The sequence below is a fragment of the Luteimonas saliphila genome (genome assembly GCF_016774335.1).
GTDB classification, from domain to species: domain Bacteria; phylum Pseudomonadota; class Gammaproteobacteria; order Xanthomonadales; family Xanthomonadaceae; genus Luteimonas; species Luteimonas saliphila.
Genome location: NZ_JAETWA010000036.1, coordinates 92093 through 115612 on the forward strand (window position 1 = coordinate 92093; position 23520 = coordinate 115612).

Consider the following 23520-nt stretch of genomic DNA (forward strand, 5'->3'; position numbering starts at 1 on the left):
ACGGCGGACCGCGCGGCGTGGCCGCTGCCGTCGCGAATCAGTGGTGGTGGCCGCCCTCGCCGTGCACGTGACCGTGCTGGACTTCCTCGGGGCTGGCCTCGCGCACCTCGACGATCTCGATCTCGAAGTGCAGGTCCTTGCCGGCCATCGGGTGGTTGAGGTCGACGTCGACCACGCTCATCCCGACCTTCTCCACCGTCACCGCGCGCGGGCCGAAGTTGGTGTTGAGCACCACCTGCTGCCCGGGCGCCAGCTTCTGCGCGCCGAAGTGTTTCTTCGCCACGCGCTGGGTGAGGTTGTCGCGACGTTCGCCGTAGGCCTCGGCCGCCGGCACGTCGACACCGAAACTGTCGCCGGACTCGTGGCCGTCCAGCGCCTTCTCCAGGCCCGGGATGATGTTGCCGTGCCCGACCAGGATCGCCAGCGGCTCGCCGCCCTCCTTCGACGACTCCAGCGGCGCCTGGCCGACCTCGGAGACGGTGTAGTGGAAACGGACGACGCGGTCTTTCTCGATCTTCATGGACGGCTCGCTGTACGCCGCGCGGGCCGCGGCTTGTCTGGAGGGGACGGCCCGGGCAGGATGCCGCGCATGGAACCGCATCGCGCCCGCACCCCGGCCCCGGACAACGGGGCCGCGCATTATCCGGCCTCCGCCGCGGCAACGCCAACCGCCCGCCGCCGGCCACGCACCCTGCCCGCCGGCGTGGCCCTGGTCGTACTGGCGATCCTGCTGGCCGGCTGCGGTCGCGACGACGTGCGCCCCACGCCGCGCGCGGGGGCCACGGTGCCGGCACGCGAGTGGCCTGTGGTGGCGCCCCGGGATCCGGCGGCGGCCAATTCCGTACTGATGCGCGCGATCAGCCTGGTCGGCACGCCCTACCTCTACGGCGGCAACACCCCGGAAGGCGGCTTCGACTGCAGCGGCCTGGTCAACTACGTCTACCGCGACATGCTCGACCTGAAGCTGCCCCGCACCTCGCGCGACCTGGCGGCCTACCAGGGGCCGAAGATCGAGCCGCAGCGCCTGGCAGCCGCGGACCTGGTGTTCTTCGGCAGCGGCTCGCAGGTCACCCACGTCGGCATCTACGTCGGCGAGGGCCGGTTCGTACATGCGCCGAGCACCGGCGGCACGGTGCGCCTGGACCATCTGGACGGCAGCTACTGGCGCCGCAACTACTCCGGCGCCAAGCGCGTCCTGCGCTGAAACTGAACGCGAAATGTGAGCAGAATCACGGACTTGGACAGGTTTGTCTAACTCCGATTTAACATCACGCCGCTTTCACTCGGGCACACTCCGCGCCAGCCCCGCAACCTGTGAAGCCCGCGTGACGACAATGACCGCCCCGTCCGGCCGACCCGTCCTTCGTTCCACTCCGGCCAGACAGGGCATGCTCGTCGCCCTCTGCGGCAGCGTACTGGGCCTCGCCTCGCTGCCCGCATTCGCCGGTCCCGGCCTCGCCGGAGACTCCGCCGACGCCCTCGCCGCGCCCGCCTCCGTGACCGGCAGCCTGGTCGCCGGCCCGCTGCGTGCGACGGAGCGCGACGTGATGTTCGCCAGCGACGTCGACCAGCAGATCGAGGCCGCCGCGGCGGCGCTGCAGGCCGCGCAGGCGGCCGAACACAAGGAGGAGGGTCGCGCCCAATCCCTGCTCAAGCGCGGACTGGCCCTGCTCGGCACCCCCTACCGCTGGGGCGGCACCTCGCCCGAGGGCGGTTTCGACTGCAGCGGCCTGGTCGGCTACGTGTTCCGGACCGCGCTGGCCATCGAACTGCCGCGCGTCTCGCGCGACATGGCGCGCGATGGCGAGAAGGTCGAACGCACCGCGCTGGTGCCAGGCGACCTGGTGTTCTTCGGCCGTCGCGGCAAGCGCGTCGACCATGTCGGCATCTACATCGGCGAAGGCCGCTTCCTGCACGCGCCGCGCACCGGCCGCGACGTCACCGTGTCGGAACTCGACAGCGGCTACTGGAGCCGCAAGTTCCTGCAGGCGCGCCGCGTGGCGGGGCTCGGCACCGAGAGCTGAGCCGGCGCGTCCCGCCAGCGCACGTACGAAGGCCGCCGCAGGGCGGCCTTTTTCGTTGCGCGGTTGCCTTGCGCATGCGGCCGCACATGCGATCGACGCATCGGCGGATCGCGCCTGAAGGCGCTCCTACGGGCAGGATCGACTTCCGTAGGAGCGCCTTCAGCCGCGATCGACCGACAGATGCCTAGGGCGACCCACCGCCCGGGTAGCGCGCGGCGCGATGCTAGTATCCCGACGCCCGCGCGCATCGCCCGGGTACCGGGGAGGAAGGATGATCCGTTCGACGCTTGCCGTGCTGCTGGGCCTGATCGTCGCGCTCGCGGCGATGCTGCTGCTCGAGTACCTCGGGATGTCGCTGTTCCCGCTGCCGCCCGGCATCGACCTGGACAACGAACAGGACCTCGCCCGTCTCGTCGCGTCAGCCTCGATCGGCAAGAAACTCTGGGTGCTGGCGGGCTGGACGCTCGCGGCCTTCGCCGGCGGCTGGATCGCCGCGAGGACCAGTCGCCTGCATCGCACGGGCGCCGCGCTGGGCGTCGGCGTGCTGATCGTGGGCGGCGTGCTGCTCAACGCCGCGCTGCTGCCGCATCCGGCCTGGATGACCGTCGCCGGGGTGCTGTTGCCGATCCCCGTCGCATGGTTCGCCGCACGACTGGCGACGCCCCGGCCGCCACGTCAATCCACTCCCTGACCCCGAATACGGAGCGTCCCGATGCAGGCTTCCCTGCTGACCACCCTGCTGCTGCCGCTCGCCCTGGGCGTGATCATGCTCGGCCTCGGCCTGGGCCTGACCCCGGACGACTTCAAGCGGGTGGCACGCTACCCGCGCGCGGTGCTGCTGGGGTTGTTCCTGCAGACAGGGGTGCTGCCGTGGGTGGCGTTCGGACTCGCGCTGGCGTTCCGGCTGTCGCCGGAACTGGCGGTGGGCCTGATGCTGCTGGCGGCTTCGCCCGGCGGCGCCACCGCCAACATCTACAGCCACCTGGCCCACGGCGACGTGGCGCTCAACATCACCCTCACCGCGATCAACAGCCTGTTGTGCCTGCTGACGCTGCCGGTGATCCTCAATCTCTCGCTGGAGTACTTTCTCGGCGCCGGGCAGTACGTGCCGCCGCCGGTGCGCAAGATCGTCGAGGTCGCGCTGATCATCGTGCTGCCGGTGGCGATCGGCATGCTGGTGCGCCGCTTCGCGCCCGGTTTCGCGGCGCGCATGGAAAAGCCGATCCGGCTGCTGTCGGTGCTGGTGCTGGCGCTGCTGATCGTCGCCGCGGTGGCCAAGGAATGGAGCACGCTGCTGGCCTCGTTCGCCACCGTCGGCCTGGCCTGCCTGCTGTTCAACCTCGCCAGCATGGGCACGGGCTACGCCGCGCCACTCGCGATCCGCCTGCCCCGCAGGCAGGCGATCGCGATCGCGATGGAGATCGGCATCCACAACGGCACCCTGGCGATCTTCATCGCGCTCAACGTGCTCGGCAACGCCGCGATGTCGATCCCGGCAGCCGTGTACAGCCTGCTGATGTTCCTCACCGCGGCGCTGTTCGGATGGCGGATGGCGCGTCGCGCGAATGCGCCGGCCTCCCCGGGTCAGACGTAGGCGATCATCCGCCCCGCCACGACGATCGCCGGCCACGCCAGCAACGACACTGCGGCGCTGACGCGCGCGGCCATCGGCACCTCCGCCGTCCATGCGCTGCGGCCACGGCCGGCCCATGCATAAAACAGCGCCACGTTGGTCAGCGCCACCAGCACCAGCGCCAGTTTGGTCCGCATCACCGGATGGCTCCACAGCGCCACCGCATCCGCCGCGAACAAGGCAACGCCGCTGCACACCGCGATCGCCACGCCGGCCGCGGCGATCCGGCTCAGGGTACGCACCGTTTCGACCAGCGGAAACGCCCGGCCCGCGCCCAGCAGGCGCAGGTCGAGCAGCAGCGTCGGCCCCACCAACAGGGCGAGGCCAAGCAGGTGCAGCACGTTCACCAGGGCATAGGACAGCCCGCCGCCGCGCATCCAGTCGCCGAGCGCGGACGATTCGAGCGCGACCGCGGCCGACGCGATCGCCATCGGCTCAGCGCAGCTCGATCGTCTTCCCGTCGACGACGATGCGCTCGGCGCGCAGCTCCGGGCTGCCGTCGTTGCGCGGATAACCCTCGATGGTGACGGTCTTGCCCTCGATGAGGGCACCGTCCACCAGCCCGCGCGCGGTCATGCGCGCCACCGGCGCCAGGATGACCTCCCAGCGCTTGCCCTCGTGCTCCACCACCACCTCCGCATGCGGGTTGGCGATGCGCACCTGCGCGAGCGCGGCGTCGAAGCGCATCACCCGATCGGCGTCGTAGGCGCCCCATCCGTGGTGCGCGAGCACCGGCACCGCGCACAGGGCGGCGGCGAGCGCGAGACAGCGGATCGTCGTGTGGCGCATGGCGGCGTCTCCTGGGACGGTGTCCGGGAGGGCATCCATATCACAACGGGCGTGAACGCGAAATCGTATGCGCCGCGGAAGCGGGCGACGCTGCGGCGCCTGCTCCAGGCGCCATCCGTCGCGACGGCCCCTACTCCGCTGCCTTGAACTCGCCGTAGGGCTCGAGCTGTTCCGCGATCGCCGGGCCGTCGCCGACCACGACGATCGACTGGTCCTTCGGATTGAAGTATTTGCGTGCGATCGCCTGCACCTGCTCGGCCTTCACCTCGCGGATCCTGGGGACGTAGCTGGCGAGGAAGTCCGAGGGCAGGCCGACCAGCCAGTTGGAGGCCAGCGTGGCCGCGACCGCGCCCTGCAGCTGGTTGCTGATCAGGTAGCCGCCAGCGACGTAGCGCTTGGTGTCGAGCAGCTCCTGCTCCGGCACCGGTTCGTTGGCCAGCCGTTCGAACTCGGAGAAGAATTCCTTCAGCGACGCGCCGGTGACCTCGTTGCGCACGTCCGCGCCGGCCTGCACGCGCCCACCGGCGCGCGATGGCGCGAAGCCCGCGCTGGCGCCGTAGGTGTAGCCCTTGTCCTCGCGCAGGTTCTGGTTGACGCGGCTGCTGAAGCCACCGCCGAGCACGGTGCCGGCCAGGATCGCCGGCACGTAATCGGGATCGGTGGCGGGGATCGCGGGCCTGCCGATCCGCAAGGTCGACTGCACGCTGCCGTCGCGCTGGATCAGCACCCGGCTGGGGGCGGCGTTGCGCGGCGCAGCCGGGGTGTCCGGCGCCTCGGCGCCGCCCGCCTTCCAGTCGCCGAACGCGGCTTCGGCGAGGCGGAAGGCCTCCGCCGGCGCGATGCGCCCGGTGACCACCAGCAGCGCGCGGTCGGGGTGGAATCGCAGCGCGTGCGCTTCGCGCAGCGCCGCCGGCGTGACGCCGGTGATCGAGGCTTCGGTCTGCTGCACGCGGGCGTAGGGATGGTCGCCGTAGGTCGCCGCGAGCAGGGCGCGGGTGGCCTTGAACGATGGCTGCGCCTCGGCCGCCTTGAGCGCCTGCAGCGCGTTGGCCTGGGCCAGCCTGACCTCGCTGCCGGGGAACGACGGCGTGCGCACGATCTCGGCCATCAGCGCCAGCATCGGCGCGGCATGACTGGTGAGCGCGTCGGCATACACCATCACCCCGTCGTTGCTGGCGCTGGCGCCGACGCTGCCGCCGAACGACTGCGCGGTTTCCGCGATCGCGCGCGAATCGCGCTGCGCGGTGCCTTCGGCGAGCAGGCCCGCGAACAGGCTGGCGAAGCCGGGCGAGTCCGCCGCATCGGCGGCGAACCCGGCGTTTCGCACCGCCAGCACGTAGTCCACGCGCGGCATGCCGTCGCGCGGTACCACCCACACCTCGAGCCCGTTGCCGAGAGTCCTCTTCTCGATCTGCGCGATCGGCAGCGGCTTGTCCGCGCCGTAGGGCGGCAGGTCCTTCGGCAGGTCCGCGGCGGGAGCGGCGAACAGCGCGCCCGACAGCGCGGAGCACAGGGCCAGGGCGAGCAGTTTCATCGACGTCTTCATGGTCGTCTCCTTACTCGTTCGCCTGCGGCGCGGCGTCGCGCGCGGCGAGCATGGCCTCGGGCACGCGGTCGATCACGGTGCGGTTGGCGGCGGTCAGGTAGGTACTCGCGGCGCGTTGCACGTCCTGCGAGGTCACCGCGTCGATCCAGCCGGGGATCGCGTTGGCGACGTTGGCGTCGCCCCACAGCAGTTGCAGCTTGGCCAGGGTGTCGGCGCGAGAGAGGAACGATTCCATGCCGTTGTACCAGTCGGCCAGCAGCTGGGTCTTGATCCGCGCCAGGGTGGCGTCGTCGACGCCCTCCACGACGATCTTCGCCACTTCCTCGTCCACCGCTGCGACCACGGCATCCGCATCGGCGGTCGGCTTGTACAGTGCGAACACGGTGAACAGGGTCGGCCCGTTGTATTCCCACTCGCTGGTCAGGCCGTAGAGCGAATCGACGTTGAGCGCCAGTTCGCGGCCCTTCACCAGGCCCTGGTACAGGCGCGAGGCATCGCCGTTGGCCAGCAGCGCGCCGAGCACCGACATCGCCGGCTGGTCGCGGCTGCCGCGGTCCGGCATCTTCCACGACATCGCGATCGCCGGCACCTGCGCGAGCTTGTCGGACTGCTGGATGCGCTTTTCCTTCGTGTTCAGGCCCTCGCTGAAGTCCGGGCCCTCCGGCACCGGGCGCGCGGGGATGTCGCCGAAGTACTTCTCCGCCAGCGCGAAACCCTGCTCCGGCGTGATGTCGCCGGCCAGGCCGAGCACCGCGTTATTGGGACCGTAGTAGTCGCGGTGGAAGGCCTTGACGTCGTCGAGGGTGGCCGATTCGAGGTCCTCGAAGCTGCCGTAGCCATCGTGGTTGTTCTCCCACTTCTCGAAGGCGTTGAAGCCCACGTCCAGCCACATGAAGCCGCCATACGGCTGGTTCTGCACGTTGACCCGGATCTCCTCCTTCACCACGTCCTGCTGGTTCTTCAGCGTGGTCGGGTTGAAGTCGAGCATCTTCATGCGGTCGGCCTCGAGCCACAGGATCGGCTCGATCGCGGACGAGGGCGCGATCTCGATGTAGTTGGTGAAATCCGGGCGGGTCGAGCCGTTGTTGCGCCCGCCGCCACCGGTGATGACGCGGTCGAAGACGCCCTCGGGCGCGTTCTCCGATCCCTCGAACATCAGGTGCTCGAACAGGTGGGCGAAGCCGGTGCGGTTGCGCGGCTCCAGGCGCATGCCGATGCCGTAGACCACGCTGACACCGATCACCGGCGAACTGCGGTCCTCGGACACCACCACGGTCAGCCCGTTGTCCAGCTTCTTCACCGCCACCGGGATATCCCAGCGGTCGGCATCGGCCGCGAACGCGGGCGCCACGCACAGCACCATCGACAACAGCCAAGCGGCTCGAAACGGCTTCATGGGCGCCCTCCTGGCCCGATGCACAGGCAGCTACCCTATCCCGGCCGCAACCGTCCCGTGTAGCCCGGAAGTCATGTTCGCCGCGCCCGGCCGCGAGGCCGGCCGAGAGCGCTGAAGCTGATCAGGAAGGGGCGGAGTCCTCGATGCCCACATTGCTCGACGCGCGCTCGTACACCTGACGGTCCAGCAGACCGGTCTGTTTCGCCACCAGCACCGGCACCAGCACCTGCCCGGTGACGTTGGTCATCGTGCGCATCATGTCCAGCACCCGATCGATCGCGTAGAGGATGCCGATCGCCTCCAGCGGCAGGCCTGCGGCACTGAGCACCACGGTCGCCATGATCACTGCGGTTCCTGGCACGCCGGCGGTCCCGAAGCTGCCCAGCACCGAGGCCAGGGCGATGACGAGGTACTGCCCGGTGGACAATTCCAGGCCCATGTACTGGGCGATGAACACCGCCGCCAGCGCCGGATAGATCGCGCCGCAGCCGTCCATCTTGATGCTCGCCCCGAGCGGCACCGCGAAGCTGGCGTAGTCGCGGTCCACGCCGAGGTTGTGGGTGGCCGAGGTGAGCGACAACGGCAGCGCGGCGAAGCTGCTCGACGCGACGAAGCCGATCTGCATCGCCGGCGCCGCGCCGCGGAAGAACTTCAGCGGATTGAGGCCGTGCGCCAGCAGCAATCCGCCGTACACCACGACGATGTGGAAGGCGCAGGCCGCGTACAGGGCGACGACGAACTTGCCCAGCGGCACCAGTTGTCCGAAACCGTAGCTGCCCACCAGCGCCGCGATCAGGCCGAAGGTGCCGATCGGCGTGGCCTCCAGCACGAAGCGGGTGACCTGGATCATCAGTTCGCGCGACTGGTCCATCAGCCCGCGCAGACCGGCGGTCTTCGCGCCCAGCTTCACCAGCGCGAACCCGACCAGCCCGGCGAAGAAGATCACCTGCAGGATGGTGAAGTTGCTGGGCACGATGACGTTCTGGCCCTCGCCGGTGCGGCCGGCGCCGAGCGCGGCCAGCGCGCGGAACGGGTTCTCCGGCACGATGTTGAGCAGCACGTCCAGCGGGCCGGGCACGTCGCGCTGGCGATAGTTCTCGGCCACCGGCAGGCTGGCCAGGTCCACGCCCGCACCCGGCTGGAAGCCCCAGCCGAACGCGAGGCCGACCCCCACCGCCAGCACCGCGGTGATGGCGAACCACAACAGGGTGCGCCCGCCGAGCGCGGCGATCGAACGCTGGCCCGACAGCGCCCCGACCGCGCTCACCACCGCGAAGAACACCAGCGGGATCGCGATCATCTTGATCAGGTTGACGTAGACCGTGCCCAGGGGCCCGAACCACGTCTGCGCCGCCGGCCCCATCACCCAGCCGGCGAACGCGCCCAGCACGAACGCCGCGGCGACGCGCTGCCAGAACGGGATCTTCAGCCAGGCGTGGACGAGGCGCATGCGGGCTCCGCGGGACGGCAGGACACCTTAGCCGACCGCGCTCCTGCTGGCGACGCTTCGGCTGGAACGCCGCGCTGTCATGGGCGGGACACCCTGGCCCGACATAATCGCGCGCTTTGGCCACGCCCCCCGCGCCCGACTGTTGTTCTCGACAGGCGGGAATGGCGGATTCGAACCCATTTTTCTCCACGGACCCCACGCCGATGCCACGCCCGCTTCCCCTCGCCTCCATCCTGCTCGCCATCCTGCTCAACGGCTGCGTGGCAGCGCCGCCACGCGACACCGGACCGCAGGCGTGGACCGTGGAGGTTCCCGAGGTCGCGCATCCCGCGGGCGAAACCCCGCAATGGTGGTACCGCAGCGGTGCCGCGCGCGCGGCCGGCAACGGCGCGATGGCCGGGCGCGCGAAGAACGTGATCGTGTTCCTCGGCGACGGCATGAGCCTGGCCACGGTCGCGGCGGCGCGCATCCTCGAAGGCCAGCGCGACGGACGTCCAGGCGAGGAGCATGTGCTGTCCTGGGAACGCTTTCCGCACACCGCGTTCGCCAAGACCTACAACACCGATTCGCAGACCCCCGACTCGGCCGGCACGATGACCGCGATCGGGACCGGGGTGAAATCGCACATGGGCGCGATCGGGGTGTCCGCCGGCCACCGCGCCGACTGCGCCGGCAGCCAGGGCAGGCACCTGCTGTCCTGGCTGCGCCTGGCCGACGCCGCCGGCCTCGCCACCGGCATCGTCACCACCACCCGTCTCACCCACGCCACGCCCGCGGCCCTGTATGCGCACGCGCCGGACCGCAACTGGGAGGTCGACGCCGACCTGCCGGACGCCGCCCGCACCGCCGGCTGCCGCGACATCGCGCAGCAGTTGCTGGACTTCGCGCCCGGGCGCGGCCCCACCGTCCTGCTGGGCGGCGGACGCGGCCAGTTCCTGCCCGCGACCGAGCGCGATCCCGAGTACGACGACAAGGTCGGCCTGCGCCTCGACGGCCGCCACCTGCCGCGCGAATGGCTGCAACGCAATCCCGGGAGCGCCTTCGTCTGGAACAATGCGCAACTGCGCGAGGCGACCGGCGCCGGCGCGGTGCTCGGCCTGTTCGAGTTCGACCACATGCAGTACGAGCACGACCGGCGCAGGGACGATGCCGGCGAGCCGGACCTGGAAACGATGACCCGCTTCGCGATCGACAGACTCTCGCGCCGGGACGACGGCTACGTGCTGCTGGTCGAGAGCGGCCGCATCGACCACGCCAACCACGAGGGCAACGCCTACCGCGCGCTCGACGAAACCGTGGCGTTGTCGCGTGCGGTCCGCGCCGCCGTGGAGCTGACCTCGGCGCAGGACACCCTGATCGTGGTCACCGCCGACCATTCGCACACGCTCGGGTTCGTCGGCTACCCCAGGCGCGGCAACCCGATCCTCGGCAAGGTCCGTGGCCGCGTCAGCGAGGACGACGACCCCAACGAGTACGCGCGCGACATGCTCGGCCTGCCCTACACCACCCTGGTCTACGCCAACGGCCCCGGTTACACCGGCGCCAGCGCGCGCCAGCCGGCTGGGCCCAAGCGGCACCTGCACCACCCGGACACGTTCGAGCCGGCGCACGGCCGCCCCGACCTGCGCGAGGTCGATACCGAACACCCTGACTTCATGCAGGAAGCGCTGGTGCCGCTGAAATCCGAATCGCACGGCGGCGACGACGTCGGCATCTGGGCGCGCGGCCCGGGCAGCGAGGCCTTCCGCGGCACGCTGGAACAGCACGTGATCCACCACGTGATCGTCCAGGCCACGCCGCGGCTGCGCGAGCGGCTGTGCGCCGCCGACACCTGCAACGCCGACGGCGTGCCGGTGGAACTGCCCGATCCGGCGGAATTCCGCGAGCGCTGAGCCGCCACGGCTTCGCCGCGATCGCGCGGCCGGTGCTTGCCCGAAGGTGCAGTCGCGACCCATGCGGCTGCGGCGCTATCCTGTCCTTCCCCCTCCAGGAGTGCGTGCATGAACCGTCTCGACGGCAAGGTCTGCGTCGTCACCGGCGCCGCCAGCGGCATCGGCAAGCGTATCGCCGAGGTGTATGCCGCGGCCGGCGGCCGGGTCGCGATCGCCGACCTCAAGCTCGACGCGGCGGAGGCCGCCGCGCAGGCCATCCGCGACGCAGGCGGCGACGCGCTCGCCGTGGCGATGGACGTCACCGACGAAGCGCAGGTGGTCGACGGGATCGCCAGGGTCGTCTCGCACTACGGCCGGGTCGACGTGCTGGTCTCCAATGCCGGCATCCAGATCGTCAACAGGCTCACCGATTTCAGCCTGGCGGACTGGAAGAAGATGCTCGCCATCCACCTCGACGGCGCGTTCCTGACCACCCGCGAATGCCTGCGCGACATGGAAAGGCGCAAGCAGGGCGGCGCGATCCTGTACATGGGCTCGGTGCACTCGCACCTGGCCTCGAAGCTCAAGGCCCCCTATGTCACCGCCAAGCACGGCCTGCTGGGCCTCGCGCGCACCGTCGCCAAGGAGGCGGCGGAGTACGGCGTGCGCGCCAACGTGATCTGTCCCGGCTTCGTGCGCACGCCGCTGGTGGAGAAGCAGATCCCGGAGCAGGCGAAGGAACTCGGCATCAGCGAGGACGAGGTGGTGAAGAACGTCATGCTCAAGGACACCGTGGACGGCGAGTTCACCACGGTCGACGATGTCGCCAACGTCGCGCTGGCGCTGGCCGCGTTCGAGACCAACGCGCTGACCGGGCAGAGCATCGTGGTCAGCCACGGCTGGTTCATGCAGTAGCCCCGCGCGACGGCCATGCCCAGCCCGATCGACGACGCCTGCGGGCACCTCCGCCGCTACCCCACCGTCGCGCTCGTACTGCAGGGCGGCGGCGCGCTCGGCGGATACCAGTGCGGGGTCTACGAGCGGCTGCACGAGGCGGGCATCGCGCCGAACTGGATCGCCGGCATCTCGATCGGCGCGATCAACGCCGCGATCATCGCCGGCAACGCGCCGGAAGACCGCATCGCGCAGCTGCGCGGCTTCTGGGACCACATTTCCGAACCCGCCGGCCCGCTGGCGCTGGCCGCGCTGGGCGTACGCACCCTGGTCGCCGCCCTGCCGGAACAGGAAGGCCTGCTGTCCTGGGCGCGCAACCTGAGCGCGATGGGCGCGCTGGCGCAGGGGCAACGCGGCTTCTTCCAGTCGCGGCCGCTGTCGCCGTTGCTGTTCTCCGACGGCAGCGACGCCGCCACCAGCTTCTACGACACCTCGGCGCTGCGCGAGACCCTGCTGCGCTTCGTCGACTTCGACCGCATCAACCGCGACCGCGGCATGCGCCTCACCGTCGGCGCCACCAATGTGATGCGCGGCAATTTCCGCTACTTCGACAGCGCCCTGGAACCGATCCGGGTCGAGCACGTGCTGGCCTCGGGCGCGCTGCCGCCCGCATTTCCCGCGGTGGAGATCGACGGCGAACCGTACTGGGACGGCGGCATCGTCTCCAATACGCCGCTGGAATACATCCTCGGCTGCCGCCCGCACGAGGACACCCTCGCCTTCCAGGTCGACCTGTGGAGCGCGCGCGGCGCGCGGCCGCGGACGATCATGGACGTGCTGGAACGGATCAAGGACATCCGCTACTCCAGCCGCACCCGCCACGGCACGCAGATGGTCGAGATGGCGCAGACGCTGCGTACTTCGCTGCGCGAGCTGATCGACCTGCTGCCCGACCGCAGGCTGCCGCCGCACCTGGACGCAGCGCTGTCGCCGTGGCTCGACGACCGCGTGTTCAACATCATCCACCTGATCTACCAGGCCACGCCGCACGAGCAGGAAAGCAAGGACTACGCCTTCGGCACCATCCCGCTGCGCGAGCACTGGGAAAGCGGCCGTCGCGACATGGACCTCACCCTGCAGCGTCCGGAATACTTCGCACTACCCGATCGCTCGGTGGGCGTGGCGACCCACGACGTGCACCGCGACACGGACGCGCGCGCGGACCAGACCTGAGCACGAAGCTCAGAACGGCTTGGCCAGCACCAGCCAGATCACCGCCAGCAGCCCGAACACCGGCACCTCGTTGAAGATCCGCAGCGTTCTGGTCGACGGCAGCGCCTGCCCCGCCGCGCTGCGCTTGAGCCAGCGCCCGGCGACGATGAAATGGGCCAGCAACAGCGCCACCAGCGCGAGCTTGGCGTGCAGCCAGCCGCCGGCGACGCCGAAGTGCAGCCACAACGCCAGGCCGGGCAGCACCGCAAGCCCGAACATCACGTGGCCGAAGCGGTACAGCCGCCGACCCATCAGCAGCAGGCGTGCGCGCACCGCGGGTTCTTCGCCGGCTTCCACCAGGTTGATCAGGATCCGCGGCAGGTAGAACGCGGCCGCCACCCAGGCCATCACGAACAGCAGGTGCGCGGACTTGGTCCACAGGTAGGCGTGCATGCGGATCTCCGGCGGTCGCGGCCGCGGGGACGGCCACGCTGGCGAGTGGGCGCGCTATTGTAGCCGCCGCTTCCGGGACCGACCGCCGATGGCCAAGCGCTACGACCAACGCTACTTCGATACCTGGTACCGCAACCGCGGCATCGGCGGTGCGCAGCGGCTGGCGCGCAAGGTCGCGCTCGCGGTGGCGGCGGCCGAGTACCACCTCGAACGGCCGCTGCGCAGCGTGCTCGACATCGGCTGCGGCGAAGGCGCGTGGCGCGCGCCGTTGCTGCGGCTGCGGCCGAAGCTGCGCTACCTCGGCTTCGACGGCAGCGAGTACGCGGTGCGCCGCTACGGACCACGTCGCAACCTGCACCTGGCGCGGTTCGCCGACTTCGCCACGCTGCGGCCCTGCCCGCCGGTCGACCTGCTGGTGTGCAGCGACGTGATGCACTACCTGCCGTTGAAGGAGCTCGACCGCGGCCTGCCGGGACTGGCCGAGCTGTGCGGCGGCGTGGCCTTCCTCGAGACCTTCACGCGCGAGGACCGGACCGTGGGCGACGAGGTCGACTTCCAGGCCCGCTCCGCCGCGTTCTACCGTGGCCGCTTCGAGGCGCTGGGCTTCCGCCAGCTCGGCTCGCACTGCTGGCTCTCGCCGGCGCTGGCCGGCAATGTCGCGGCACTCGAGCTTGCTACGCGCGTCCCTGGCGGCTGAACCGGCGTTGCCGGTATGCCCCTGGACGCGGCGCGGACGGGGACAAGGCCTGCAACGATGCCCGCCTCCATGTCCACGCCCGCCTGCCGTTATCGACCAGGTGGACGCTTCCTCCCTCGATCATGCCGACCCCCCGGAAACCCCGCGGCTCCGGGCGCGGGCCGGCGCTCGGCCCCTTGACTCCCGGTTTCCGTCGATGCGGTATGCTGCGCCGCAGCAGCCGCTGCCCGTGACGCCGATGCTCCTGTACCAGTTCCACGAACTCACCCGCTCCTGGATGGCGCCGCTCACCTACTGGGCGGAAGCCAACGCCAAGGCCTACTCCGCCTCGGGGAGCTGGCTGTCGGCCATGCCCGGCGCGGAACGCATCGCCGCGGCCAACGAACTTCTGTACCGGGTCGGCAAGGACTACGAGAAGCCCGCCTTCGACATCCACTCGATCGAGTGGGAGGGCGAGGTCTACCCGGTGGTCGAGAAGACCGTGCGCAGCACGCCGTTCTGCAACTTGCTGCGCTTCAAGCGCTACACCGACGATGCCGACACCATCGGCGAGATGCGCGGGCAGCCGCCGGTGCTGATCGTCGCCCCACTGTCGGGACACCACGCCACCCTGCTGCGCGACACCGTGCGCACCATGCTGCGCGACCACAAGGTCTACATCACCGACTGGGTCGACGCGCGCATGGTGCCCAAGGCCGCCGGGCCGTTCACGCTCGACGACTACGTGCGCACGATCGAGGACTTCATCCGCCACATCGGCGCCAGCGACCTGCACGTGATGAGCGTCTGCCAGCCGACGGTGCCGGTGCTGGCCGCAGTCTCGCTGATGGCCGCGCGCGGCGAGCCGGTGCCGCGTTCGCTGGTGATGATGGGCGGGCCGATCGACACCCGCGAATCGCCGACGTCGGTCAACAACCTCGCCACCCAGAAGCCGCTGTGGTGGTTCGAGAACAACGTCATCCACCCGGTGCCGCAGAACTATCCCGGCGCCGGCCGCCGGGTCTATCCCGGTTTCCTGCAGCACACCGGCTTCGTGGCGATGAATCCCGAACGCCACTTCGTCTCGCACTGGGACTTCTACCAGGACCTGCTCAAGGGCGATCTCGAGGACGCCCAGTCGCACCGCAAGTTCTACGACGAGTACAACGCCGTGCTCGACATGCCCGCCGAGTACTACCTCGACACCATCCGCGTGGTGTTCCAGGAGCACCTGCTGCCGCGCGGGCTGTGGGACGTCGGCAAGGAGCGGGTGAAGCCGTCGGCGATCCGCGGCACCGCGCTGCTGACCATCGAAGGCGAACTCGACGACATCTCGGGCCTGGGCCAGACCCGCGCGGCGCACGGCCTGTGCACCGGCATCGCCGCGCAGGATCGCCACCACCTGACCGTCGAGGGCGCAGGCCACTACGGCATCTTCAGTGGCCGTCGCTGGCGCGAGCAGGTCTACCCGCAGGTACGCGATTTCATCGCCGCCAACGTCGCGGGCACGCCGGCCAGGACCCGTCCCGGAACGCCGAAGAAGAAGGCGGCGGCGAAGAAGAAGGCCGCGGGCAAGAAGGCGCGTCGCGCCGGGTGAATCACTTCTCCCGACGGGAGAACGCGTCGCGGCAGTCGGATTCCTTCTCCCTCCGGGAGAAACGCGTCGCGCCGAGTGGATCCCTTCTCCCTCCGGGAGAAGGTGGCGCGAAGCGCCGGTTGAAGGCCCGGCGGAGCGGGACCGGCTCGGACCACACGCGAGTCGGGGCCGACGATTCGTTTTGCGGCTCGACTCCAGCACCGTCCTCCCGTCTCCCGCTGCACGTGGCGGGATCGGCCGCGGAGACGTTCAGTCCCCGCAAGCTGCGGGCGGCCCCTCGCCGACGCGCCACTCGCCGCCGTCGCGTTCCAGTCGCCAGCCTGCCGACAGCGCGAGGGTCCAGCCCGGGCCGGTCCATTTAGCGCCACAGCCGTCGATGTCCTGCGCACCCACGGTGATCGCCGACCAGTCGCGCGCAACCAGTGCACCGTCTTTCGCGACCAGTTCGCCCCAGGCCGCGCGCGCGGTCAGCGTGCCGTAGACCGTACCGGCATCGCCCAGCGGGAACAGGGTGCGGGGATCGAACGACATCGACGGATTCTGCAACGGCAGCCGCAGCGTCGCGCCCCCGACGAAACGGTCGCGATACGCCGCTGCGCGCTGCGCGCGCAACGCGGCGCGCTCGCGTTCCGACATGCGGACGTCATCGATGCCGTACTGCTGCCCGGCCCTGTCCGCATCGACAGCTGCGGCGCCGAGGGCTTCCGACAGCAACGTCGGCAGGTCGGTGTCCGCGCTCACCCCGGACCGCCATCCATCGCGCCAGCGATCCAGCAGCAGCCCGTAGGCCGGTCCGGTCGCGTAGGCCATCGAACGCACGAAACCGTCGTTGCCGTCGGCGCGGCGCAGTGCGTCGAGCAGCGCCGGCACCGGATCGCCCGCCGCAGACGCGACGATGCGGCCGGTGTACTCGGCCAGGCCTTCGTTGCGTTCGAGCTTCGCCTCCTGCAGCAGCGTACCGGTCGCCAGTTCGCCCTGGGCCGAACGGCGCGCGCGGAAGGCGAGTGCGGCCCGGGCATGGGCGCGGGCATCGGCGTCGCCCCCGGGGGCGGCGAGCGCCTGCGCCAGCGCGCGCAGTTCGAGCCGCAACCACGTACGGCCCGCTTCTCCGTCCAGGTGCCCGTTGTCGCCCTCCACCGCCGGCAGTCCCAATCCGCCTTGCACGCAGTGCCAGCGTTCGTGCCACAGCAACCTGGCAAGCGCATCGCGATCATCCGACAACGGCAGCATCAGCATCACCGTCGGCACGCCATTGACCTCGACGCAGGTATTCGCCGGCAACTGGTCCGCGCGCAGCGCGGCCGGCACCGGCTCGTCCGACGCCGGATCCATGCGCCAGGACGCACGCGTGGCCGGATCGATCAGGACGATCGGCGCATCCAGGGCGACGTTCCACAACGCCGTCGCCCGTTGCATCGAAACCGGGTCGTCGGCGATCGCTGCGGCGCGCCGCAGCGCCTGCTCCGTTTCCACAGGCGCTGGTTCCGTGCAAACGGCGGACACCGGCAGCACGATCGCCAACGCGCCGCAACACCATCGCGCGTATCGGTTCACTGCGCATCCTCCGTTCGCAAGGGCACGCGGACCACGCTGTCCGGGTGCCACTCCACGGTCAGCGGCACGGTGGCGTCGGCCAGCGACTCGTCGCTGACGTCGCGGCCGGTGCCATGGTTGACCTGGTGGTGCGCGTCCTTGAGCACGTCGACCACCACCAGCAGGCGGTTGCCCGGCTCCATCCTGCGAGCGGTCATGCGGCTGCGTTCGAACGGGATGCGCGTCCATTCTCCGGGGACCAGCAGTTCGCGACGCGTCATGTCGCGCGCGTGGCTGGCCCGGCCGACGAAGTACGACAACTGCATCGCGCTGCCGTCCGGACGCAGTTCGTACAGAACGACCATGAAGTCGAAGTCGCGCTTGTCGATGCGCACCTTCAGCTCACCCGAGAACGTGCCGACGACGGACGTCGGGCGCTCGAACGGTTCGCTGACGAATGCGAACCCGCTGTCGACCTCGATCGCATCGCGGACGATTGGGCTTGGATAGTAGCCATGGCCCCGGGTCGTACGGTCGGCGAAATCCACGGTCTGGCGCAAGGGCCGCGCCGCCGGCGGCGCCTCGGGCGACAGGCTTCGATACGCGCCGGATCGGCTGTCGACCAGATGGAACGCCACCGGTGTCGCTGCCGCCGCCAGCGATGGTGCGTGGCGCCACGCATCGCCACCCATCCACTGGTAGTTGACCTTGTCGCGCACCAGCGCCGGGCGCTGCGCGCCGCGCAACACGTGGTCCAGCCACTGGAACGTGATCTCCCGGGTGTCGAACTGCGCGGAAGGATCGATCGCGTAACCGCGCAACACACGCTGCTTGACCGGCGCCTGCGCGCCGAAATGGTCGTAGGGCCCGATCAGCAGGTAGTGTTCCGCACCCGGCCGATGGCGATGGTGCTCCTTGAAGTACTGCAGGGCCGAGATCTGTCCGTCGTCGTAATAGCCGGTGATGCTCAACACCGGGATGTCGATGCGCGCGAACTCGTCGCCGTACGGCACCATCGCCTGCCAGTACGCGTCGTAGGCCGGATGCGACAGCCAGCGCTGCAGCCAGGGGTTCGGCGTTCCGTCCACATCGTCGATCTCGCGATACGGCCGGCCACTCGCGAACCAGTTCTCCGTCAATGCATTCCAGCGCTCGCGCTGGCCGTAGGTCTCGTGGTCGAGCAAGCGGTTGTTGGCGACGTAGAACGGCCAGGCGTAGTTCGCGCTGAGGAACACGTTGTTCTCCATCGGCAGGCCGAGGCCCGGGATCGCCGCCACGTACGGCACGATGGTCTTCAGCGCCGGATGCATGCGCCGGGTGGCCGCCCATGCGGCGAACCCGGAGTAGCTCCCGCCGTACATCGCGACCCGCCCATCGCTCCACGGTTGCCGGCTGATCCAGTCGATGGCCGCGTGCGCATCGTCGGCCTCGCGCTCGTAGGGAGCGATCCGGTCCTCGCTCAGGCGCTTGCCGCGCGCATCGACCACCACTCCGGCGTAGCCACGCGAGGCCGCCTCGACCGCGGTCGCGCGATTCGCCTCCGGCGCGGTGTAGATGGTGAACAGCATCGCCGTGGGCAGGGGCCCGTCGGCGTTGCGGCTGCGCGCCACCGTCGCCGACAGCGTCGCGCCCTGCGGCGTGCGGATCAGCACCTGGTCGTCGACCAGGTAGCGCCTTTCCTCGTCCTCGCGCACGAGGGCGGGCGCCAGCCTGGCGGCCGAACGGTAGACGTCGACGAACGATTGCCGCCGCGCCAGCTCGAGTGCGCCGGCGAGTGGGATGCCCGATGCTCCCACGCCCGGCTCGAGGCGCTGTCGCAGTTCGGCCTGCGCGCGCTCGGCGTCGCCGACGAACCAGTAGGCCGTGCGCTGCGCATCGAGATCGTCGAGTCCGGACAAATGCCCGCGCAGCGCGCGCGCATAGCCGGCGTCGAACCCGGCCGGTTCGCTGCGCGCACGTGCGTACGCCAGGTAGGGCGCCCAACGCTGCGCCTTCGCGGCCTCCCCCTCGGCCTGCAGCCGGCGCATCAGCGCGACGACGGCGGCCACGGCGGTGTCCTGCCCTGCAGCGATCCGCAGGTGCGCGAGGTCCTCCTCCGACGTCTCGACCCCGCCGCTGTCGCGGGAGGCGAGCATCGCCTGCGCCATCGCCGCGATGGACGAGGCGATCTCGCCGTCGCTCGCGGTGGCGTCGATGTCGAGTTCGAACGTCGGTTCCGCCGCCCATGCCATGGACGATGCCGCGAGCAGCACCAGCCACGCACAGATCGCTCGGCATCGGCTGGGGAACCTGCAGTGCGTCCTTCCCGGCATCGTCTCGATCCTCCTCATGGAACACAGGATGCAGCGCGTCGTTGGTTCCACGCCGGCGCGGATGCGTGGCCTATGCCGCCGCGACGATCGCCGGCGACGCGGCCTGGTGGCGGGCCGCCGGCATGACGCGCGATACGCCTTCGCTGGCCGGACGCCGGGAACCGTAGGCTATACGGTCGGCGCTGGCCATTCCCGCCGTCTACGACCGCAAGCACACGCGTTCCATTCTCATAGCGCACCGATCGAGTCGAGGTCCGGCGCATCGGGCAGCCGCCGTGCAGGCGGGATCCCCGGGGACCGCCGGCCTGCAGCGACCGCAACCGGGCCTGCCGCAGACGGGCCGGCGACTGCATGGTCATCGACGGCTCCCATTCTTCTGGATGCCTCCGGGGCGGAATCGGTCGCACCGCGACGCCCGTTCACGCGTGCTGCGAGGTCTTCACCAGCAGGTGCTTGGCCATCAGCCCGTGGAGCCGGCCGATGCCGCGGGCGATGTGCATGGTCGCGAACAGCAGCACGATACCGGCCGCGAATACCGCGGGCAGGCCCCATTCCGGCAGCGACGTGCCGACCACATGGCCATGGACGTTGAGCAGCTGCCATCCATCGATGGAGACGTTCGCATCGGCGATGCCTAACCACACCAGCAGCGGCGCCGCGATGAACGACAGCGAGGTGGCGATCAGCACGATCGCCAGCGTGAAGTACGCCACGCCCAGCGGCAGCATCAGCAGGAAGTACAGCAGCGTGCTCCAGGTGCGGGCATCGGTGAACATGTCGCCGATCCGCTGCCAGATCGTGCGGCCCCGCACCGTGTACAGCGGCCGCCGCGGCATGCGCTCGCCGAGCATCACCTCGACGATCCGGCCCTCGACCAGCGACAGCACCCGCACCGAGCCGAAGAACAGGATCAGCAGCGGGATGCCGATGATGGTGATCGACAGGCCCAGCGAGACCGAGAAGCCGGCCACCACCCAGGTGAAGTAGAAGATGCCGGTCGCCAGCGACAGCAGCATGTAGAACAGCGAGGCGTACGCGCGCGGATCGGCGAACACGCCGAAGAAGCGCCCCAGCGCGGACTTGCGCGGCGGCGGCGCGGGCGGACGCAGCGCGGTCTGCACCGTGACCTCGGTGTCGCGGTAGATTTCGGCGACCTCGTCCGGCGCGCCGTAGCTCGAGGCCACCGCGGCGATCACCTCGGCCTCGCTGCGGCCCGGGTTCTCGGCCAGTTCCGAGCGCAGGTACTCCTCCGCGTCGTACAGCGCGTCCTGGATCAGCGCCGGATCCGCGCCCGCGAGCGAGCGCCGCAGGTGTTCGAGGTATTCCGGGATCGTGGTCGGCAGCTTGCTGTTCATTCGCGTGTCCCCTCCAGGACGGCATCGACGGAGTCGCGGGTCGCGCGCCACGCGCCGGCCCAGTCGCGCAGGGCGGCATGCCCGGCGTCGGTGATGCGGTAGTAGCGCCGCGGCGGGCCGGCGTCGGACGGCTCGACGAAGCTGTCCAGCAGCCCCGCCGCCTGCAGGTTGCGCAGCACCGGGTACAGCGCGCTCTGCTTGCCGCTGAGCACGCCGTCGCCAAGGCGTTCGAGCGTCTTGGCGATCTGGTAGCCGTACATCGGCTCGCCGGCCGAGCCGAGCACCGCCAGCAGCGCCAGCGACACGGTCCCGGCGCTGAGTTCCTTCTGGAACTTGCGCAGGTGCACGTCGCCCTGGTCTTCGCTGCCGCCCATGCCGATCCTCCTCGACGACAAGCATACTATTACGGACTTCTCTATAGCGGATGTGCCATTAGTCTCGCCGGGCCGGTCTCGTCCACAATCGGCCCTCGCACCGAACCCGGACCACCCCATGTCCCGCCAGCCTGCCTTCACCGCCCTCCTCGTTGCCCTCGCTGCCGCTCTCGCCCTGCCCCTGGCAGCGGCCGAGCCGGACGTGGCCCCTGCGCCCCGCACCACCCAGCAGGTGCTCGACGCCTCCAGGCCGTCCGACTGGCGCACCCCCGACCCCGAGCGCACGCTGTACATGGACCTGGAGGCCGGGCGCGTGGTGATCGAGCTGGCCCCGGCATTCGCGCCGGAGCACGTGGCCAACATCTTGGTGCTGGCGCGCGAGGGCTTCTGGGACGGCACCAGCATCTATCGCTCGCACGACAACTTCGTGGTCCAGTTCGGCGATGCCGACGCCGACGATCCGGCGAAAGCCAGGCCCTTCGGCAACGCGAGGACACAGTTGCCGGCCGAGTTCGAACGCAGCGCGCAGGGCCTGGCCTTCCATGCTCTGCCCGACCGCGACGGCTGGGCTCCCGAAACCGGCTTCGCGGAGGGCTTCGCCGCGGGGCGCGAGGGTCCCGACGGGCAGGCGTGGATGGCGCATTGCTATGGCGCGCTCGGCGCCGGCCGCAACCTCGAGGCCGACAGCAGCATCGGCGCAGAACTCTACGTGGTCACGGGGCAATCGCCGCGGCAGCTCGACCGCAACATCACCCTGGTCGGGCGCGTGATCCGCGGCATGGACCTGCTCGCCGCGACCCCGCGCGGACCGGAGCCGATGGGGATCTACGATAAGCCCGCGCAGCGCACGCCGATCCGCGCGATCACCCTGGCTGCGACGCTGCCGGAAGCGCGGCGCGAACGCATCGAGGTGCTGCGCACCGACACCGCCACCTTCGATGCCTTCGTCGAGTCGCGCCGCAACCGCCGCGACGCGTTCTACAAGCGCCCCGCGGGCCACATCGACCTGTGCAACATCGCCATCCCCACGCGCACGCCCGACGACGGCGAAGACTGAACACAACATACGCGCGATCGTCACGCGACGTTTGCCGACGCGAGCCTAGTCTGCGGCTGCCCCCACCCAAGGCGAGAACGCAATGGCCCTGCTCCGCTTCCGCATCGCCGGCGAGGACGACCACGTCCGCGCCATCATGAACCTGCTGCAGAGCCTCGACGGCATCGAGCACGTCGAGGAGGTCGCGGACCTGATGCCGCACATGGACGATCCCGACTCCAGCTCCGCCGGCCTGCACGACGTGCGCGGCGCGGACACGCACGAGGTCGAGGTGGAGGTTCCCAATCCCTCCACCGCGCGCAAGGTGCGCGAAGCGGTGGAGGCGCTGGCGTTCGACCTCGACGCGCTGGTCGAGATCGAGGAGGACGAGGCGCGGTAGCGCGGCTCGCCGGCGTCAGCCGGTCGCCGCCGGCAGGGCGTCGATGTACTCCGCCATGCGCCGGCGCTGCGCCTCGTCGGGAAGGCGTCCGCGCGCGGCGCCGAGGTTGTCGGCCATGTTGCGCGCCTTGCTGGTCGCCGGGGTCACGCAGGTGACCGCCGGGTGCGCGGCCACGAACTTGAGCATGAACTGCGCCCAGGAACGGGCATCGAATTCCGCCGCCCATTCCGGCAGAGGGCGATCGCCGATCCGGCTCCACAGCCGGGTGCGTCCGAACGGAAGGTAGACCAGCACGGCGATCTTCTTCTCCTGTGCCAGCGGCAGGATCGTCTCCTCGACATCCCGGTTGTCGACCGCATAGTCGACGCCGATGAAGTCGATCCTCTCGTTGCGCATCGCCTCGATCAGTTGCGGATAGGCCGGCTTGCTGGTCGAGGTGACGCCGACGTAGCGCACGCGGCCCTGCGCCTTGTACTCCTCGAGGATCGCCAGCTGGGTCGGGATGTCGGCCAGGTTGTGGACCTGGATCAGGTCCACCTTGTCCTTGCCGATGAGCCTGAACGAATTCTCGATCTGCTCGCGCGCCTTCGCCGGATCGGCCTTGTCCCCGCCCCGCGGCACCACGTTGACCTTGGTCGCCCAGAACAGCCGCTCGGTGATGCCCAGCTCGCGCGCGAGCTCACCGGCGACCTGTTCCGACGCGCCATACGAAGGCGCGGTGTCGAATACCGTGCCGCCGCCATCGACCAGCGCCTGCAACACCTCGCGCAATGCCGATGCGTCCTCGCTGCGCGCCACCTGCGAAAAGGTGGCCGAACTGCCCAGCCCGACCAGCGGCAGGCGCTCTCCCGAGGAGGGAATCGCGCGCGTGAGCAGCGGCGCGGCATCGGAGGCCAGCAGGCGATGCGGCAGTGCGGCCGCCATCGCGGCGGCAATCGAGAACTTCAGGCAGTCGCGGCGCGTGGTCAT

Annotated in this window: 23 protein-coding genes; 11 read left to right on the top strand and 12 right to left on the bottom strand. The window is 70.2% G+C overall.

The genetic code is table 11. From position 1 onward, the window contains the following. Positions 1–37 precede the first annotated feature (37 nt). Positions 38–520 carry an FKBP-type peptidyl-prolyl cis-trans isomerase gene (locus JMO03_RS09730; protein WP_202842861.1) on the bottom strand — a complete coding sequence of 161 codons (483 nt, stop codon included), beginning with the start codon at positions 518–520 and terminating at the stop codon, positions 38–40. A 69-nt stretch (positions 521–589) separates the two neighbouring features. On the opposite strand from JMO03_RS09730, the gene JMO03_RS09735 reads away from it, so the two are divergent. The 4 genes from JMO03_RS09735 to JMO03_RS09750 all read left to right on the top strand — a co-directional run bounded on the left by JMO03_RS09735 (position 590) and on the right by JMO03_RS09750 (position 3618). Continuing rightward, on the top strand, positions 590–1204 hold the full coding sequence (locus tag JMO03_RS09735) for a C40 family peptidase (RefSeq protein WP_202842863.1): 615 nt from the start codon (positions 590–592) through the stop codon (positions 1202–1204). Positions 1205–1388: 184 nt separating this feature from the next. Further along, positions 1389–2024, top strand: coding sequence for a C40 family peptidase (locus tag JMO03_RS09740; RefSeq protein WP_425491820.1), 636 nt, complete (start codon positions 1389–1391; stop codon positions 2022–2024). 271 nt (positions 2025–2295) lie between these two features. Next, positions 2296–2715, top strand: coding sequence for a hypothetical protein (locus JMO03_RS09745; RefSeq protein ID WP_202842867.1), 420 nt, complete (start codon positions 2296–2298; stop codon positions 2713–2715). 21 nt (positions 2716–2736) lie between these two features. Then, positions 2737–3618, top strand: coding sequence for a bile acid:sodium symporter family protein (locus tag JMO03_RS09750; protein ID WP_202842869.1), 882 nt, complete (start codon positions 2737–2739; stop codon positions 3616–3618). Here the strand turns inward: JMO03_RS09750 and JMO03_RS09755 are convergent. The 5 genes from JMO03_RS09755 to JMO03_RS09775 all read right to left on the bottom strand — a co-directional run bounded on the left by JMO03_RS09755 (position 3609) and on the right by JMO03_RS09775 (position 8838). Beyond that, positions 3609–4088: a hypothetical protein gene (locus JMO03_RS09755; protein WP_202842871.1), complete on the bottom strand. Its 480-nt coding sequence runs from the start codon at positions 4086–4088 to the stop codon at positions 3609–3611. The two genes, JMO03_RS09750 and JMO03_RS09755, sit on opposite strands and share 10 nt — an antisense overlap. A gap of 4 nt (positions 4089–4092) precedes the next feature. After that, complete coding sequence (locus JMO03_RS09760) at positions 4093–4446, bottom strand: DUF6152 family protein (RefSeq protein WP_202842873.1); 354 nt, start codon at positions 4444–4446, stop codon at positions 4093–4095. A gap of 130 nt (positions 4447–4576) precedes the next feature. After that, the gene (locus tag JMO03_RS09765) at positions 4577–5992 is read right to left on the bottom strand and encodes a M16 family metallopeptidase (RefSeq protein WP_202842875.1); all 1416 of its coding nucleotides are present in this window, start codon (positions 5990–5992) and stop codon (positions 4577–4579) included. A 10-nt stretch (positions 5993–6002) separates the two neighbouring features. Next, a complete protein-coding gene (locus JMO03_RS09770) occupies positions 6003–7388 on the bottom strand; it encodes a M16 family metallopeptidase (protein WP_202842877.1) in 1386 nt (461 codons plus the stop codon). A gap of 121 nt (positions 7389–7509) precedes the next feature. Beyond that, a complete protein-coding gene (locus JMO03_RS09775) occupies positions 7510–8838 on the bottom strand; it encodes a dicarboxylate/amino acid:cation symporter (protein WP_202842878.1) in 1329 nt (442 codons plus the stop codon). Positions 8839–9041: 203 nt separating this feature from the next. Between JMO03_RS09775 and JMO03_RS09780 the strand changes: the two genes are divergently transcribed. The 3 genes from JMO03_RS09780 (at position 9042) to JMO03_RS09790 (ending at position 12836) form a co-directional block, all read left to right on the top strand. Then, positions 9042–10730, top strand: coding sequence for an alkaline phosphatase (locus tag JMO03_RS09780; protein ID WP_202842880.1), 1689 nt, complete (start codon positions 9042–9044; stop codon positions 10728–10730). 108 nt (positions 10731–10838) lie between these two features. Then, positions 10839–11624 carry a 3-hydroxybutyrate dehydrogenase gene (locus JMO03_RS09785; RefSeq protein WP_202842882.1) on the top strand — a complete coding sequence of 262 codons (786 nt, stop codon included), beginning with the start codon at positions 10839–10841 and terminating at the stop codon, positions 11622–11624. Between the two features lie 15 nt (positions 11625–11639). Further along, positions 11640–12836 (top strand): patatin-like phospholipase family protein, encoded by a 1197-nt coding sequence (locus tag JMO03_RS09790; RefSeq protein WP_202842883.1) that lies wholly within the window; start codon positions 11640–11642, stop codon positions 12834–12836. A gap of 9 nt (positions 12837–12845) precedes the next feature. Here the strand turns inward: JMO03_RS09790 and JMO03_RS09795 are convergent, their stop codons facing one another. Then, positions 12846–13268 carry a CopD family protein gene (locus JMO03_RS09795; protein WP_202842885.1) on the bottom strand — a complete coding sequence of 141 codons (423 nt, stop codon included), beginning with the start codon at positions 13266–13268 and terminating at the stop codon, positions 12846–12848. 88 nt (positions 13269–13356) lie between these two features. Here JMO03_RS09795 and JMO03_RS09800 point away from each other — a divergent pair, with 88 nt between their 5' ends. Continuing rightward, positions 13357–13965, top strand: a complete 609-nt coding sequence (locus JMO03_RS09800; protein WP_202842887.1) for a class I SAM-dependent DNA methyltransferase — start codon at positions 13357–13359, stop codon at positions 13963–13965. A 238-nt stretch (positions 13966–14203) separates the two neighbouring features. Continuing rightward, complete coding sequence (locus JMO03_RS09805) at positions 14204–15541, top strand: polyhydroxyalkanoate depolymerase (protein WP_202843039.1); 1338 nt, start codon at positions 14204–14206, stop codon at positions 15539–15541. Between the two features lie 249 nt (positions 15542–15790). Here JMO03_RS09805 and JMO03_RS09810 read toward each other — a convergent pair whose 3' ends face one another. From JMO03_RS09810 to JMO03_RS09825, 4 genes are all read right to left on the bottom strand, one after another. Next, a complete protein-coding gene (locus JMO03_RS09810) occupies positions 15791–17014 on the bottom strand; it encodes a hypothetical protein (RefSeq protein WP_202842889.1) in 1224 nt (407 codons plus the stop codon). 77 nt (positions 17015–17091) lie between these two features. Next, positions 17092–19305 (bottom strand): CocE/NonD family hydrolase, encoded by a 2214-nt coding sequence (locus JMO03_RS09815; RefSeq protein WP_202842890.1) that lies wholly within the window; start codon positions 19303–19305, stop codon positions 17092–17094. Positions 19306–19805: 500 nt separating this feature from the next. Next, complete coding sequence (locus JMO03_RS09820) at positions 19806–20741, bottom strand: sensor domain-containing protein (protein ID WP_202842892.1); 936 nt, start codon at positions 20739–20741, stop codon at positions 19806–19808. After that, positions 20738–21115, bottom strand: coding sequence for a PadR family transcriptional regulator (locus JMO03_RS09825; protein ID WP_202842894.1), 378 nt, complete (start codon positions 21113–21115; stop codon positions 20738–20740). Before JMO03_RS09825 ends, JMO03_RS09820 begins: the two co-directional genes overlap by 4 nt. A 118-nt stretch (positions 21116–21233) precedes the next feature. Here JMO03_RS09825 and JMO03_RS09830 point away from each other — a divergent pair, with 118 nt between their 5' ends. Next, positions 21234–22172 carry a peptidylprolyl isomerase gene (locus JMO03_RS09830; RefSeq protein ID WP_202842896.1) on the top strand — a complete coding sequence of 313 codons (939 nt, stop codon included), beginning with the start codon at positions 21234–21236 and terminating at the stop codon, positions 22170–22172. A gap of 82 nt (positions 22173–22254) precedes the next feature. Next, a complete protein-coding gene (locus JMO03_RS09835; RefSeq protein ID WP_202842898.1) occupies positions 22255–22551 on the top strand; it encodes a hypothetical protein in 297 nt (98 codons plus the stop codon). A 15-nt stretch (positions 22552–22566) separates the two neighbouring features. Here the strand turns inward: JMO03_RS09835 and JMO03_RS09840 are convergent, their stop codons facing one another. Further along, positions 22567–23520 carry an aldo/keto reductase gene (locus tag JMO03_RS09840; protein WP_202842900.1) on the bottom strand — a complete coding sequence of 318 codons (954 nt, stop codon included), beginning with the start codon at positions 23518–23520 and terminating at the stop codon, positions 22567–22569.

What these genes read in the sequence shown, in the direction of transcription:
- JMO03_RS09730 (WP_202842861.1), bottom strand. Translation starts at nt 520, where the DNA reads ATGAAGATCGAGAAAGACCGCGTCGTCCGTTTCCACTACACCGTCTCC.
- JMO03_RS09735 (WP_202842863.1), top strand. Translation starts at nt 590, where the DNA reads ATGGAACCGCATCGCGCCCGCACCCCGGCCCCGGACAACGGGGCCGCG.
- JMO03_RS09740 (WP_425491820.1), top strand. Translation starts at nt 1,389, where the DNA reads ATGCTCGTCGCCCTCTGCGGCAGCGTACTGGGCCTCGCCTCGCTGCCC.
- JMO03_RS09745 (WP_202842867.1), top strand. Translation starts at nt 2,296, where the DNA reads ATGATCCGTTCGACGCTTGCCGTGCTGCTGGGCCTGATCGTCGCGCTC.
- JMO03_RS09750 (WP_202842869.1), top strand. Translation starts at nt 2,737, where the DNA reads ATGCAGGCTTCCCTGCTGACCACCCTGCTGCTGCCGCTCGCCCTGGGC.
- JMO03_RS09755 (WP_202842871.1), bottom strand. Translation starts at nt 4,088, where the DNA reads ATGGCGATCGCGTCGGCCGCGGTCGCGCTCGAATCGTCCGCGCTCGGC.
- JMO03_RS09760 (WP_202842873.1), bottom strand. Translation starts at nt 4,446, where the DNA reads ATGCGCCACACGACGATCCGCTGTCTCGCGCTCGCCGCCGCCCTGTGC.
- JMO03_RS09765 (WP_202842875.1), bottom strand. Translation starts at nt 5,992, where the DNA reads ATGAAGACGTCGATGAAACTGCTCGCCCTGGCCCTGTGCTCCGCGCTG.
- JMO03_RS09770 (WP_202842877.1), bottom strand. Translation starts at nt 7,388, where the DNA reads ATGAAGCCGTTTCGAGCCGCTTGGCTGTTGTCGATGGTGCTGTGCGTG.
- JMO03_RS09775 (WP_202842878.1), bottom strand. Translation starts at nt 8,838, where the DNA reads ATGCGCCTCGTCCACGCCTGGCTGAAGATCCCGTTCTGGCAGCGCGTC.
- JMO03_RS09780 (WP_202842880.1), top strand. Translation starts at nt 9,042, where the DNA reads ATGCCACGCCCGCTTCCCCTCGCCTCCATCCTGCTCGCCATCCTGCTC.
- JMO03_RS09785 (WP_202842882.1), top strand. Translation starts at nt 10,839, where the DNA reads ATGAACCGTCTCGACGGCAAGGTCTGCGTCGTCACCGGCGCCGCCAGC.
- JMO03_RS09790 (WP_202842883.1), top strand. Translation starts at nt 11,640, where the DNA reads ATGCCCAGCCCGATCGACGACGCCTGCGGGCACCTCCGCCGCTACCCC.
- JMO03_RS09795 (WP_202842885.1), bottom strand. Translation starts at nt 13,268, where the DNA reads ATGCACGCCTACCTGTGGACCAAGTCCGCGCACCTGCTGTTCGTGATG.
- JMO03_RS09800 (WP_202842887.1), top strand. Translation starts at nt 13,357, where the DNA reads ATGGCCAAGCGCTACGACCAACGCTACTTCGATACCTGGTACCGCAAC.
- JMO03_RS09805 (WP_202843039.1), top strand. Translation starts at nt 14,204, where the DNA reads ATGCTCCTGTACCAGTTCCACGAACTCACCCGCTCCTGGATGGCGCCG.
- JMO03_RS09815 (WP_202842890.1), bottom strand. Translation starts at nt 19,305, where the DNA reads ATGGCATGGGCGGCGGAACCGACGTTCGAACTCGACATCGACGCCACC.
- JMO03_RS09820 (WP_202842892.1), bottom strand. Translation starts at nt 20,741, where the DNA reads ATGAACAGCAAGCTGCCGACCACGATCCCGGAATACCTCGAACACCTG.
- JMO03_RS09825 (WP_202842894.1), bottom strand. Translation starts at nt 21,115, where the DNA reads ATGGGCGGCAGCGAAGACCAGGGCGACGTGCACCTGCGCAAGTTCCAG.
- JMO03_RS09830 (WP_202842896.1), top strand. Translation starts at nt 21,234, where the DNA reads ATGTCCCGCCAGCCTGCCTTCACCGCCCTCCTCGTTGCCCTCGCTGCC.
- JMO03_RS09835 (WP_202842898.1), top strand. Translation starts at nt 22,255, where the DNA reads ATGGCCCTGCTCCGCTTCCGCATCGCCGGCGAGGACGACCACGTCCGC.
- JMO03_RS09840 (WP_202842900.1), bottom strand. Translation starts at nt 23,520, where the DNA reads ATGACCACGCGCCGCGACTGCCTGAAGTTCTCGATTGCCGCCGCGATG.